The 14,163-nt window shown below is 70.3% G+C and carries 7 protein-coding genes; 2 read left to right on the top strand and 5 right to left on the bottom strand.

What is annotated here, in order from left to right; all coding sequences use genetic code 11:
- Nucleotides 1-501: 501 nt before the first annotated feature.
- From O7595_RS06255 to O7595_RS06240, 4 genes are all read right to left on the bottom strand, one after another.
- Nucleotides 502-2,163, bottom strand: coding sequence for a right-handed parallel beta-helix repeat-containing protein (locus O7595_RS06255; protein ID WP_269727728.1), 1,662 nt, complete (start codon nt 2,161-2,163; stop codon nt 502-504).
- Nucleotides 2,164-3,623: 1,460 nt separating this feature from the next.
- Nucleotides 3,624-5,363 (bottom strand): right-handed parallel beta-helix repeat-containing protein, encoded by a 1,740-nt coding sequence (locus O7595_RS06250; protein WP_269727727.1) that lies wholly within the window; start codon nt 5,361-5,363, stop codon nt 3,624-3,626.
- A 725-nt stretch (nt 5,364-6,088) separates the two neighbouring features.
- Nucleotides 6,089-7,819, bottom strand: a complete 1,731-nt coding sequence (locus O7595_RS06245) for a right-handed parallel beta-helix repeat-containing protein (RefSeq protein ID WP_269727726.1) — start codon at nt 7,817-7,819, stop codon at nt 6,089-6,091.
- 349 nt (nt 7,820-8,168) lie between these two features.
- Nucleotides 8,169-9,692 (bottom strand): FGGY family carbohydrate kinase, encoded by a 1,524-nt coding sequence (locus O7595_RS06240; RefSeq protein ID WP_269727725.1) that lies wholly within the window; start codon nt 9,690-9,692, stop codon nt 8,169-8,171.
- 195 nt (nt 9,693-9,887) lie between these two features.
- Between O7595_RS06240 and xylA the strand changes: the two genes are divergently transcribed.
- Complete coding sequence (xylA, locus tag O7595_RS06235) at nt 9,888-11,057, top strand: xylose isomerase (protein ID WP_269727724.1); 1,170 nt, start codon at nt 9,888-9,890, stop codon at nt 11,055-11,057.
- Nucleotides 11,058-11,144: 87 nt separating this feature from the next.
- The gene (locus O7595_RS06230; protein WP_269727723.1) at nt 11,145-12,443 is read left to right on the top strand and encodes an ROK family transcriptional regulator; all 1,299 of its coding nucleotides are present in this window, start codon (nt 11,145-11,147) and stop codon (nt 12,441-12,443) included.
- A 363-nt stretch (nt 12,444-12,806) separates the two neighbouring features.
- On the opposite strand, the gene O7595_RS06225 is transcribed toward O7595_RS06230, so the two are convergent.
- The gene (locus O7595_RS06225; RefSeq protein ID WP_332328124.1) at nt 12,807-14,141 is read right to left on the bottom strand and encodes a cytochrome P450; all 1,335 of its coding nucleotides are present in this window, start codon (nt 14,139-14,141) and stop codon (nt 12,807-12,809) included.
- Nucleotides 14,142-14,163 lie beyond the last annotated feature (22 nt).

Genomic DNA, 14,163 nt, shown 5'->3' with positions numbered 1-14,163 from the left:
TCATGCCGTGCCCAACCATGGGAATGAAAGCGGACATATAACACCATAAGAAAGATGGCAAATCGGATAATCTCGTGCGGATGGGGGTGTCGTGTCCAGGTGTGCAGCCAATCGGCCCGGCCGTGGACTCCCTTTCGGGGTGGTGAGAGTCGGCGGCTGACACTTCGTTCCGCTCGACGAACGGACTGTCCTCGTCCCCGGTGACGGCGCCCTCGATGCCATCGTGCCGTCACTCGCGAGATCCTCCGGCCGCGGCACGCGCCGGGCTTCACGTGTGCTCCGTCTCCACGCCCTTCCCGTGTGGGACTCGGCATGCCCGAGTGCCGGAGTCAGCCACTGAGACGCTCCGTGTGTATCGCGGTCCTTGGTGCCGTCCCGCATCCCTCACTCGGCGTCTGCCGTCGTGACGCGTCCCCGCCCCCGGTGGGGTGCCGGGGGCGGGGTGGGTTTGCTGTGTGTTGTGGATGGTGAGGGCTTGCCCGGTGTGTCTTCGGTGGGGTGTCAGCCGAAGCAGTTGGGGACGGGGTTGGTGCTGCCTGTGCAGTTGGTGGGGACGTTGTCGATGATCTTGATCTTGCCGTAGGTGGTGACGGTGCCGTCGTTGTGGATGCCTCCGGCGGGTTCGTCGGAGGTGTTGTCGGTGACCTTGACGTCGGTGAGGGTGAGCTGGTCGCCGGTGCTGATGTAGATGCCGCCGCCTGTCTGCCCGTTGCCGGGTGCCTGGTTGCCGCTGATCACGGTGCGGCGGACGGCCACCTCCTGGCCTTCGGCGGCGATGTGGATGCCGCCGCCGCTCCCGTCGACGGAGGTGTTGTCGTGGATCTTGCTGTCCTCGATCACCGAGGTGGACGTGATGCCCAGGCCTCCCCCGACATTGGCGGCTGTGTTGTGGGCGATGGTGCTCTTGCGTACATGGAGTGCGCTACCAGCGTGCTCGATGCCGCCACCGTCGTTGTTCGCGGTGTTGTGGGTGATGGTGCTCGTCTCGATGTTCAACAGGCCGCCGAGGCTGCTTACGCTGAGGGCGCCGCCGTCGCCGCCGGCGTAGTTGTGCCTGAAGAGGCTCTTGGTGATGGTGGTCGTTCCTTGCTGCTCTTCGACGGCGCCGCCATCGTCCAGGGCGGTGTTGCCGGTGAACTTGGTAGTCGTGATCTCCAGCTTGCCGCTTCGGTTGTCGATGGCGCCGCCGTCGTCGGCGGAGTTGTTGCTGAAGGTGCTGTTGCGGATCGTGGTGATGCCTTGGTTGTCGATGGCGCCGCCGTCATCGAAGTCCGTGTCGTTGACGGTGTTGTTGTGGAGGGTGGTGTGGTCGAGGTCGAGGCGTCCGGCGGGGTTGACGAGGATCGCTCCGCCGTTCTGGTCGACGGCGGTTTTGCCGCGGGTGAGGGTGAGGTGGCGGAGTTTGAGGTCGCCGCCGGCCGACACCTGGAAGAAGCGGAACTGGTCGGCGTTGGCGGCGCGGGCGATGGTGGCGCCGTTGCCGTGGATGGTGATGGGTTGGACGATCTCGGGGAGGCCGTTGCCGTCCTGGTTGGCGGTGAGGGTGTAGGTGCACTTCTCCGCGAGGGAGAGGGTTCCTCCGCCGTCGCTGTTGGCATCGATGATCGCCGAGATCAGGTCGTTGGGGTCGCAGTCGACGTATCTCGCCTTGCCTCGGGCATTGCCGGAGGCGTGGTGACCGTCCCGGCCCTGACGACCGTTCTCTTCCCCGTGGCCGCCTTGCCCTTCGCGACCACGGTCACGGCTGCTGTGTCCCTCAGGGCCGTTCTGCCCGTCGGACTTGGTCGGGCCGGCGGAGCGCTTCTGCGCGTCCGTCGTAGCCGGGCCCTTCTTCTCGGGGCCGCCGGAGCCCGTGGCGCCCTCGTCGTTCGTAAGGTCCCCGGATCGGCTCCGGGCCGGGCCGTCGCCGGCGCGGGGTCCGCTGCTGCCGCTGCCGCTCCAGCCGGGGTTTCCGGCGCGGTCCGCCCAGTAGTCCGCGTCCTTGGCGTCCTCGGTGTCCTTGGCGCTCCCGCCGCGGGTAGTGGTCCTGGCGGGGGAGGGCTGGGTCTTGCCCTTGGCCTGGTCCGCCGCCGCGGAGGCGTTCGCCGCCGTCTGGTCGTCGTCGGTGACGGCGACGAGAGTCGTCGTGCCGATGACCGTCGCGAAGCCTGCGGCCGCCACCACAGCCGTCTTCCAGTGCCGGCTCAGTGTTGCCGACCATGCGCGATCAGCGTCATCTGTACCCCGGGATCCAGACATCCGACACGCTCTCCTTCTCTGTGATGGACCGTCACCGCAGCGCCTGGGGCGCAAGCGGGCATATCAAAGCACGAGAAAAGTCACAAATCGGATAATCGAGTACAGCTGGGAGTGTCGGTCGAGGCGCATGAGCAATGGCCTCGGCAACTGCGCCGTCTCGCTCTCGGGGCCGTGATTGTGGGAATCGGTCAATTGTCGGCTTCTGCTGCCGGTCGGGGGTTGCTCCTGGGGCGTTGAGCCGGCTCGTCCCGGGCGGGCGCGCCTCTGTGGCGAGGGGCATTCGCCGGGGAGGATGCCCTTTCGTACCCCGGGCCTGACCGAGCGGGCGAGCGTGCGGTCGCGACGCTTTCGCGCCCCGAGCCGGCCCCGGATCCGCGAGGGGTGCCGCCCGAGGGGATTCACACCTCAGTTCCGTGAGGAATATGTGATGTGCAGCTTTCCATGAAGTCTGTTTCCAGGGCTTGGGCGACGAGGCTGTTTCTGTCGGAGCCTCTCCCGGCCTGGTGTGGTCAGGGATGTCTCTGCGTCTCTCTGGCGGACCCGGGGGTGACCATCCGGCCAGGTCGCTCCCATTTTCTGCTTATGCGATGTGCTGTTGAGTGTTGATGTCCCTTCCGGCCGGACGGTGCGGCGATGCCGTCGCGGCACAAGGGGCGTTGTGGCCTGTCCTGCGGAAGTCCCTCTCACGCCCAGTTCCTCTCACACGGAACGGGGAGCCGGATGTCGCAGTCGCAGGGGCCGGATGCGTCGCAGCGCGCGAGGAGAGCCTTGGTGCTGAGTCGTCGCTGGGGGTCGGCGGCGCCGGCCGCCCGCCGGGTTCGTGGCGGGTGGTACGGCGACCGCCGCCGTGCCGGCTGTCTCGGAAGCCGGTTCGCCGGCGGGGCGGTGGGGCAGCGGGGCGGTGGGGCAGCGGGCCGGTCGGCAGGCTCCGTCCGCGACGTCGCCGGCCCCGGGGACCGGGGCGGCGGTCCATGGGTCGAACGGTGGGCGACGCCGACCGGGACGGCGAGGCCTCTGGGGGCCGACTGCGAGAGCGGGCTGCCGCAGCCCGCCCCGGAGGGTGGGATCGCCGACCGTCTCCGCTGTGACCAGCGTGATCGGCGGGCGAGGGCTGCGGCAACCCCCTTATCGGCAGGCGCTCCACGTTCGTGTTGACCGAGAGTGGCCGGTGGAGTCGGTCGTGCCCCGCGACTCGCGTGGACGCCGGAGGCAGCCGTGTGCAGCGCGCTCCATGCGCATCGCGGCCCTTGGAGCCGTACCCGCATCCCACGCTCGGCGTCTGCCGTCGTGACATGTCCCCGCCCCCGGTGGGGTGCCGGGGGCGGGGTGGGTTTGCTGTGTGTTGTGGATGGTGAGGGCTTGCCCGGTGTGTCTTCGGTGGAGTGTCAGCCGAAGCAGTTGGGGACGGGGTTGGTGCTGCCTGTGCAGTTGGTGGGGACGTTGTCGATGATCTTGATCTTGCCGTAGGTGGTGACGGTGCCGTCGTTGTGGATGCCTCCGGCGGGTTCGTCGGAGGTGTTGTCGGTGACCTTGACGTCGGTGAGGGTGACCTGGTCGCCGGTGCTGATGTAGATGCCGCCGCCTGTCTGCCCGTTGCCGGGTGCCTGGTTGCCGCTGATCACGGTGCGGCGGACGGCCACCCTTTCGTCGGTGCTCAGGTCGGTGTAGATGCCGCCGCCTTGCTGGGTGGTGGCGGTGTTGCCGTAGATCTTGCTGTTCTCGATCGTCGCGGGGTCGTCGAGGGCGAGGCCGCCACCGTAGTAGTAGGCGGTGTTGTAGGCGAGTGTGCTCTCGCGGAGATGGAACGAGTCCGCACTGTGGTAGATGGCACCACCGTACTCGGCGACGTTGTACTTGAAGACGCTCTTCTCGATCTCCGTGAGACCGTCGTACGAGTAGACCGCGCCGCCGTCCTCGGCGTAGTTGTAGTCGAAGAGGCTCTTGCGGATCGTGGTCGTGCCGTACTCGTTGAGGATGGCGCCGGCGTAGTCCCCTGAGACGTTGCCGGTGAACTTGGAGGTTTCGATCTCCAGCTTGCCGTACTCGTTGGCGATGGCGCCGCCGTCGTAGCCGGAGTTCTTGCTGATGGTGCTGTTGCGGATGGTGGTGATGCCTTCGTTGTAGATGGCGCCGCCCTGGTCGCCTTCGATGTCGTCGGTGCTGTTCTTGTGCAGGGTGGTGTGGTCGAGGTCGAGGCGGCCACCGGCCACGACGTTGATCGCGCCGCCCTCCTCGAAGTCGGCGGAGGATTTGCCGCGGGTGAGGGTGAGGTGGCGGAGTTTGAGGTCGCCGCCGGTGCCGACTTCGAAGAAGCGGAACTGGTCGGCGTTGGCGGCGCGGGCGATGGTGGCGCCGTTGCCGTGGATGGTGATGGGTTGGACGATCTCGGGGAGGCCGTTGCCGTCCTGGTTGGCGGTGAGGGTGTAGGTGCACTTCTCCGCGAGGGAGAGGGTTCCTCCGCCGTCGCTGTTGGCATCGATGATCGCCGAGATCAGGTCGTTGGGGTCGCAGTCGACGGACCTTGCCTTGTTCCCGGCCTCGTGGGAGCTGTTGCGGCTGTCCTGCCCCTGACGGCCGGCTCCTTGCCGGTGGCCATGCTGTCCATCGCGGTCGCCGCCACGGCCGTTCTCCTCGCGGTGGTTGCCTTGCCCGTCATGGCCGCGGTCGTGGCTGCTGTGTCCCTCGGGGCCGTTCTGTCCCTCGGGGCCGCCTGGGTTTCCGGCGCGCTTCTGGATGTCCGCGGCGGGCGGGCCGGGGTTTCCCTCGGGTTCGCCGGGGTGGTTCCGGTCGGCGCCGCTCCCGTCGGGGTCCTTGTCCGCGTCGCTCTCGTCGTTGCCTTCGTCGGCGCCGCTCCGGTCGTGGTCGCCGCCCTTGTCTTCGGTGCTGTCGCTGTCGTTCCAGCCGGGGTTTCCGGCGTGTTCGGCCCAGTAGTCGGCGTCCTTGTCGTCCTCGGTGTCCTCGGCGCTTCCGCCGCGGGTGGTGCCGGCTTTGGCGGGTGCGGGCTGGGCCTTGCCCTTGGCCTGGTCGGCCGCCGCGGAGGCGGTCTTCGCTCCCGCCTTGTCGTCGTCGGTGACGGCGACCAGGGCCGTCGTGCCGGCGATGGTGGCGAAGCCTGCGGCCGCCACTACCGCTGTCTTCCAGTGCCGGCTCAGTGTTGCCGATCGTGTGCGATCGGAGGCATCCGTACCCCGGGATCCGAACATCCGCCAGGCTCTCCTTCTTCAGTGATGGTCCGTCATCTCACGCCCAACCATGGGGATGAAAGCGGACATATAACACCATAGAGAAAGCGGCAAATCGGATAAGCGCGTACGGGTGGGAGTGTCGACCTCATTCGGAAGTGCCTTACCGCTGAGACGAACGCGCGATGTCACATCAGTGCTCGCTGCTGCAGCGCCTCTTGCGGTGATGGTTTGGCTCTTGGGCCGTTGTGTCGTCCGCTGCCCGCTCGGCGGGTACGGCGCTGGCCCGTAGTGTGCGCCGCTCGCGTGAAAGGCCGCCGCCTCGGCAGGTGGCACGCACCACTCCGGTGTCGCCCTCGGTGTGATCCCAGAGCGCGTTCGGCGCCCATCGTGACGCCGGTAGACGGTCGCGGCTCGGTGTCAAACTTCTGGTTGGCGTGTTCGACTGGAAGGGGTCGTACCGCACGAGCCATGAAGATCGGTGCCGGATCAGAACTCAGGCGCACGCAAGTGCGGAAGTGAGTGACGCTTGCCGCGTGTGCGCCCTCGGGGGTGGTCGGCGTCTGCTGTCATAACCCACCCCGCCCCCGGTGGGGTGCCGGGGGCGGGGTGGGTTTGCTGTGTGTTGTGGATGGCGATGGCTCGTCCGGTGTGTGTTCGGTGGGGTGTCAGCCGAAGCAGTTGGGGACGGGGTTGGCGCTGCCTTCGCAGTTGGTGGGGACGTTGTCGATGATCTTGATCTTGCCGTAGGTGGTGACGGTGCCGTCGTTGTGCACCCCGCCGGCCTCCTCGTCGGAGGTGTTGTCGGTGACCTTGACGTCGGTGAGGGTGACCTCGTCGCTGATGTCGATGTGGATGCCGCCGCCGGCGAAGCCGTCGCCGGGGGCCTGGTTGCCGCTGATCACGGTGCGGCGGATGTGGGTCTCGGCGTCGTCGTTGTGGATGCCGCCGCCGTCTTCGTCGAGGGACGTGTTGCCGTAGATCTTGCTGTCCTCGATGACTGCCTGGTCGTCGTCGAGGTAGAGGGCGCCGCCGTAGTAGCCGGTGTTGTAGGCGAAGGTGCTCTTGCGGACGTGGAGTGAGCCGTCGTCGTGGTAGACGGCGCCGGCGTATTCGGCGCTGTTGTTGTACTTGAAGGTGCTCTTCTCGATGTCCGTGAGGCCGTCGTAGTTGTAGATGGCGCCGCCGTAGTCCCCGGCGTAGTTGTAGCTGAACAGGCTCTTGCGGATCGTGCTGGTGCCGTACTCGTTGGTGATGCCGCCGCCGCCGGCGTAGGCCTTGTTGTTGGTGAACTTGGAGGTTTCGACCTCGAGCTTGGCGTAGTAGCTGTAGATCGCGCCGCCGTCGTCACCGGAGTTGCCGCTGAGGGTGCTGTTGCTGATCTTGACGATGCCTTCGTTGTAGATGGCGCCGGCGTTGTCGGTGCTCGTGTCGTCGACGGTGTTGTTGTGGAGGGTGGTGTGGTCGAGGGTGAGGCGGCCGGCGGCGTTGACGTTGATGGCGCCGCCGGCCTCGTCGGCGGCGGCCTTGCCGCGGGTGAGGGTGAGGTGGCGGAGTTTGAGGTCGCCGCCGGTGCCGACTTCGAAGAAGCGGAACTGGTCGGCGTTGGCGGCGCGGGCGATGGTGGCGCCGTTGCCGTGGATGGTGATGGGCTGGACGATCTCGGGGAGGCCGTTGCCGTCCTGGTTGGCGGTGAGGGTGTAGGTGCACTTCTCCGCGAGGGAGAGGGTTCCTCCGCCGTCGCTGTTGGCCTGGGTGATGGCCGAGATCAGGTCGTTGGGGTCGCAGTCGACGGACCTCGCCTTGCCCCCGGCCCCGTGGGACTCCCGGTGACCGTCCTGCCCCTGGCGGCCGGCTTCCTCCCCGTGGCTGCCTCGCCCGTCATGGCCGCCGTCGCGGTCGCCGTGGCGGCCGGTCTGCTTGCCGTGGCCGTCTTGCCCGTCGCGGTCACGGTCGCGGCTGTTGTGTCCCTCGGGGCCGTTCTGTCCGTCGGAGCCGCCTGGGCCACCGGCGCGCTTCTGCGTGTCCGCGGCGCCTGGGTCCTCCTTCTCGGTGTGGTCGCCGGAGCGGTCTTGGTTCATGCTGCCGTCGTGGTCGCCGGAGTCCGCGGCGGCCGGGCCGGCCTTTCCCTCGGGTTCGCCGGAGTGGTCCTCGGCGTTGTCACTGCTGTTCCAGCCGGGGTTTCCGGCGTGTTCGGCCCAGTAGTCGGCGTCCTTGTCGTCCTCGGTGTCCTCGGCGTTTCCGCCGCGGGTGGTGCCGGCTTTGGCGGGTGCGGGCTGGGTCGTGCCCTTGGCCTGGTCGGCCGCCGCGGAGGCGGTCTTCGCTCCCGCCTTGTCGTCGTCGGTGACGGCGACCAGGGCCGTCGTGCCGGCGATGGTGGCGAAGCCTGCGGCCGCCACTACCGCTGTCTTCCAGTGCCGGCTCAGTGTTGCCGATCGTGTGCGATCGGAGGCATCCGTACCCCGGGATCCGAACATCCGCCAGGCTCTCCTTCTTCAGTGATGGTCCGTCATCCCACGCCCAACCATGGGGATGAAAGCGGACATATAACACCATAGAGAAAGCGGCAAATCGGATAAGCGCGTACGGGTGGGAGTGTCGGCCTCGCTCGAAGGCCCCTCGGGTGGCCCGAAGCGGTCACCGGGCAGGCCGCACCGGGCGTTCGGGCGGCAGGCAGCTTTCGACCGGCGTCCTCCGGCCGGGTGTGCCACGGGCGGGCGCGCGCCAGGGACGCGACCGCCGAGCCCTTCAGCCGCCCGCCCGCCCGGCCCGCGCCGTGACGGCCGCGAGTACGGCCTCGATCCGCCGCCACGCGGCCTCGTCCCTTGGCGGGGCGGGCAGTTCACGGCCGCGTCCCGTACCCCACCCCGTCGCGACGGCCACCGGGTCCCGCCCGTACGCCGCGCCCGCCGCGAGCGCGGCGGCTCCCAGCGCGACGAGCTCCTCCGACTCCGGGATCAGCACGGCGCGGCCCGACAGGCGGCGCACGGTGTCGACCCAGAACCGTCCCCGCGCGCCGCCCCCGATCAGCCTCAGGGGCCGCTCGTGCGCGCCGGAGCCCCGCGGACCGCCGTTCGCCGCCCCGTCGCCGGGGGCGCAGTCGCCGGGGGTGGATTCATCGAGGGGGAGTTGGCCGAGGGCGCGCAGCACGGTGAACACCGCGCCCTCGTAGGCCGCGCCCAGCAGTTGACGCGGTGTGGTCGTGTGCCGCAGTCCGGTGAGCAGTCCCGAGGCGTGCGGAAGGTCGGGGGTGCGCTCACCGTCGAGGTACGGCAGCAGCACCGCCTCGCCGCCCGGTTCGGCGTCCTCGCGGTCGAGCCCCAGCAGGGCTGCGATCTTGTCGACCGCGAGTGTGCAGTTGAGGGTGCAGGCGAGTGGCAGATGGCCGCCGTCGGTGGTGGCGAAGCCGGCCAGGGCGGGCGACGAGGGGCGGGTGCGGGTGGCCGCGAAGACCGTGCCCGAGGTGCCGAGGCTGACCACCGGGTGGTCGAGCAGCCCCGCACCGCCGAGGCCCAGTCCGACGGCCGCCGCCATGTTGTCGCCCGTCCCCGCGGCGACGGCGATGCCCTCCGGCAGTCCGAGCGCCGCGGCCGCGGGGCGGGTCAGGGATCCGATCCGCTCGGCGCCGCTCGCGGCGACGGTCGGCAGCAGCGCCGGATCGAGGTCGAGGAGGCCGAGCAGTTCGGGGTCGTACGCGCCGGTGGCGGTGGAGTACCAGCAGGTGCCGGAGGCGTCGCCCGGGTCGGTCGCGGCGGTGCCCGCGAGTCGCTCGGTGAGGAAGTCGTGGGGGAGTCGTACGGCGGCGGCGTCGTCGGCGGTCCGCGGTTCGTGCTCGCGGAGCCACCGCCACTTGGTCGCCGTCATGGAGGCGACGGGTGCCGAGCCCGTGCGGGCCACCCAGGCGTCCGCGCCGCCGAGGGTGCGGGTGAGGGCGGCGGCCTGCGGGGCGGACCGGGTGTCGTTCCAGAGCAGTGCCGGACGCAGCGGGCGCCCCGCGGCGTCCAGGGTGACGAGTCCGTGCTGCTGTCCGGCGATCGCGATCGCCGTGACGGCGGATGCCGGGGCTCCGGACGTGTGCAGGGCCGAGGCGACGGCCTCCCGGAGGGCCCGCCACCACACCTCGGGATCGGTCTCCCGGGCCCCGCCCTCGCCCGTGACGGTGTGCGGCGAGCGCCCCACGGCGAGCAGGCGGCCGGAGTCGGCGTCGATGACGACGGCCTTCGTGGACTGGGTGGAACTGTCCACGCCGATGACGACGGGCGATGACGGCACTGCGCACCTCACTGGGGCCAATTCTGTCTGTCGTGCAAACAAAATATGTCGAGGTCATCGGAGGTCACAAGCCCATCATACCTACGCAATTCCGACGTTTGCCGGTCGCGGGTCGACGCTTGGCAGGGAACGAGCTCTGAGGTATTGATGAGAGGGTAAACAAATTCCGGACAGTCGTCTCCCAAGGGGCACACCATGTCGGAGAAGTACGCTCCCACCGCGCAGGACAGGTTCACCTTCGGTCTGTGGACCGTCGGCTGGCAGGGCCGGGACCCCTTCGGCGAGGCGACCCGTCCGGCTCTCGACCCGGTCGAGTCCGTCGAGCGGCTGGCGGCGCTGGGCGCTTACGGCGTGACCTTCCACGACGACGACCTCATCCCCTTCGGCGCCGGTGACACCGAGCGCGAGGCCGCCGTCAAGCGCTTCCGCTCCGCCCTGGAGCGCACGGGCCTCGCCGTGCCCATGGCGACCACCAATCTCTTCACGCATCCGGTGTTCAAGGACGGCGCCTTCACCGCCAACGACCGCGACGTCCGGCGCTTCGCACTCCGCAAGTCGATCCGCAACATCGACCTCGCCGCCGAGCTGGGCGCCACCACCTATGTCGCCTGGGGCGGCCGGGAAGGCGCCGAGTCCGGCGCGGCGAAGGACGTGCGCGTCGCCCTGGACCGGATGAAGGAGGCGTTCGACCTGCTCGGCGAGTACGTCACCGAGCAGGGCTACGACCTGCGCTTCGCCATCGAGCCGAAGCCCAACGAGCCGCGCGGCGACATCCTGCTGCCCACCATCGGCCACGCCCTCGCCTTCATCGAGCGTCTCGAACGCCCCGAACTGGTCGGTGTCAACCCGGAGACCGGCCACGAGCAGATGGCAGGGCTCAACTTCCCGCACGGCATCGCCCAGGCGCTGTGGGCGGGCAAGCTCTTCCACATCGATCTGAACGGCCAGTCCGGAATCAAGTACGACCAGGACCTCCGCTTCGGCGCCGGTGATCTGCGCCAGGCGTTCTGGCTCGTCGACCTCCTGGAGACGGCCGGTTACGAAGGCCCGCGCCACTTCGACTTCAAGCCGGTGCGCACCGACGGCTTCGACGGGGTGTGGGAGTCGGCGAGGAACTGCATGCGGAACTACCTGATCCTCAAGGAGCGCGCCGCCGCCTTCCGCGTCGATCCCGAGGTCGGGGAGGCGCTGGCCGCGTCCCGGCTCGACGAACTCGCCCGGCCCACCGCCGCCGACGGTCTCCGGGGTCTGCTCGCCGACGCCTCAGCCTACGAGCAGTTCGACGTGCGGGCGGCGGCCGAGCGGTCCATGGCCTTCGAGCGTCTCGACCAGCTGGCGATGGAGCACCTGCTCGGCGTGCGCTGACGGAGGGACGATTTTCCCTGTCGCCCATTGACGAGACTGAAGTCCCCGGCCGGCACCACATGGCCGGGGCGGATGGGGAGTGCGAACGTGTCACAGAGCGCCGCGGGAGCGGCAGCCCGCGGCCCGGGCCGGGCACCGGCCGACCAGGTGGCGGTCCGCCGGGCCAACCTCGTCCGCGTCCTCGGCGAGGTGCGCTCGGCCGGTCCGCTGTCCCGGGCGACCGTGGCCCGGCACACCGGGCTGACACGGGCCACGGTGTCCAGCCTCGTGGCGGAGCTGATCGAGCGCGGGCTGCTCCGGGAGACGGACTTCCAGCAGGACGGGAGCGTCGGGCGTCCCGGGCGCCGTCTGGAGATCGACGGCCGGGCGGTCGCCGCGCTGGGGCTGGAGGTCAACTCCCGCTATCTCGCGGCCTGGTCGACGGATCTCTCCGGTGGCACCCGGCACGAGCGGCGCCTCGTCCACGACGCCACCCGCGAGGGCGCCGAGCACACGATCCGCGCGCTCGCGGAGATCGCGGCCGAACTGCTCGACGAGGCGAGGGCCGCGGGAGCGCACACGGCGGGCATCGGCGTCGCCGTGCCCGGTCCGGTGGACGCCGCCGACGGTTCGGTGCGGGCCGCCCCGAACCTCGGCTGGCGGGACGTTCCCGTCAACCGGCTGCTGCGCGAACTCCTCGGACTGCCGGCCGAGGTGCCCGTCGTCGTCGACAACGAGGCCAATCTGGCGGCTCTGGCCGAACGCGACCACGCCGGCTCCCGGGCCGCCGATCTGGTGTACGTCACCGGCGAGGCGGGCATCGGCGCCGGCATCGTCGCGGACGGCGGGCTGCTGCGTGGTGCGGGCGGCTTCAGCGGCGAGCTGGGCCACCTTCAGGTGGACCCGGCGGGGGAGAGGTGTGCCTGCGGGCGAACCGGCTGTCTGGAGACCAAGATCGGGCTCACCGCCGCGATCCGCACCGCCGCGCCGGATCTGGCGGCGGACGGACCTTCGGGCGCGGTCGCCCTCGATCCCCGGGAAATCGCGGCGGAGTTGCTGCGGCGGGCCACCGAAGGGGACCCGCGGGCGCTGGGCGGGCTGGACGAGATCGGCCGCTGGCTCGGCATCGGCCTGGCCATCCCGGTCAATCTGCTCAACCCCGAGGTGATCGTGCTCGGCGGCTACTTCGCGACGGTCGCCCCGTACCTGTTGCCCGCCGCGATGCGGGAGCTGCGGGAACGGGCCGTGGCCGGCGACCCCGCGGTCGCTCGGGTCACCGGATCCGCCCTGGGCTTCACCGCCGCGGTGCGGGGCGCCGCGGGCGTCATCGTGGAGGAGGTCTTCGCCGACCCGGCCCGGCTGCTGCCGCCTGCGGCCGGGGCGGCGGTGCCGGGCCAGCCGGGCTGATGCCGACGACCGGTGGAGCGCCGTCGCCGTGGACGGTCGCGAGGCCCCCGCGAACGGCGATCCCGGGGTGGCGTTCAAACGTACGCGACAGCGGATCCCGCGAGGGCGACCGAGGCGGCCCGCCGGTGTCCGCGCGCCCCGGCGGTGCGGCCCGTCCCGCCTCCCGCGCGTCGGTCCGGCCCGGCCGCGCCCGGCCGGTCCGGCACCGAGAACCCGGTGCGGCGGCCGGGCGGCACGACGCGTGCAGCTGCGACCACGCCGTCCGGCCGGGTGGCACGACGCGCGCGACTCCCGCGGGTGCGGCGACCCGGAGCACGCCGGCCCCGGCCGCCGCGCGAACTCCCGGTCGCCGCCCGGAGCACGTCAGCCGTCGCCGCGGCGACGCACGACCATCGGCATGCGGGTCGGGTGCGCCATCGCCGCGGTGGCCTCACGCGGCGGCTTGCTGCCCGGGACCGGACGCAACTGCCAGCGGCGCAGGATCGTGGCCAGGGTGATCGTGGCCTCCAGCCGGCTGAACTTGTCACCGATGCACTTGCGGTTGCCTGCCCCGAAGGGCACGACGTGTTCACGAGGACGTTCCGCGACCCGTTCGGGCAGCCAGCGGTCCGGGTCGAACCGGTCGGGGTCCGGGTACAGTCCGGGATGCCGGTGCAGGGCGTAGAGACTCAGCAGCACTTCGGTCTCCGCGGGGATGTCGTAGCCCCCGATGGTGACCGCCTCGTTCGTACGCCGCATCAGGCTGACCACACCATGGAGACGGATCACCTCGTCCAGGACCCTGGTGATGCCGGGCAGCCGCGGCACATCGGCGAACGTCACGGGCCGGTCGCCTGCCGCCTCGTCGATCTCGGCGAGCAGCGCGGCCTCCACGTCGGGCCGCCGGCTCAGGTGGTGGAGCGCCCAGGCGAGCGTGGAGGCCGTGGTCTCGGTGCCGGCGAACAGCATGGTGGTCAGTTCGTCGCGGATCTCCTCGTCGGTGAGGCCCGCCCCCGTGTCGTCCCGCGCCGAGAGCAGCAGGGAGAGCAGGTCCGTGCGGCCTTCGGGGTCGGAGGCGCGGGTGGCGGCGACGACGTCGTCGATCACGGAACGCATCCGGGCCGCGGACCGGTCGAACGCCCGCCAGACCGGCAGCCGGTCCAGGGCCTTGGGGGCGAGAGCCCGGAACAGCATGGTGTTCAGGATGACGGGGAGGTCCTCCCGGACGGCCCGTACCGCAGGGGCGCCGATGTCGGTGCTGAAGAGGGTCGCTGCCAGGGTCTCGATCGCGTGGGTCCCCATGGCCTGGTCGACGTCGACGACCTGACCGTCCTTCCACGAGTCGGCGAGGGCCCGGGCCCGCTCGTTCATGACGTCGGCGTAGCCCTCCAGGCGCTCCTTGTAGAACATCGGCTGGATCAGCCGCCGGTTGCGCATGTGCTGGGAGCCGTCGGAGTTGGCCAGCCCGTTGCCGACCAGTGGCCGGACCCGTTCGAACAGCCGCCCCTTGCGGAAGGAGCGGGCCTTCTTGACCATGACCTCGCCGACGGTCTCGGCGCTGGTGACCATGACCACCGGCATGGTGCCGATGTCGAGCCGCAGTACCGGGCCTTCGGCGTGGAGGGAGCTGAGCACCCTGAGCGGGGCTCGCACCAGCCGCGGTACATGACCGAGGCCGGGCACCCGGCCCTTGGCACGAGGTATGGCTTCCAGTGACACGGTGCGTCCTCTCGCGAGACGT

It is taken from the genome of Streptomyces sp. WMMC940 (assembly GCF_027460265.1).
GTDB lineage: Bacteria > Actinomycetota > Actinomycetes > Streptomycetales > Streptomycetaceae > Streptomyces.
Note: the sequence above shows the minus strand (reverse complement) of the source record. Positions and strands in the feature narration are given on the sequence as shown.

Coding starts and splice junctions, on each gene's coding strand:
- xylA (WP_269727724.1), top strand. CDS start 9,888: ATGTCGGAGAAGTACGCTCCCACCGCGCAGGACAGGTTCACCTTCGGT.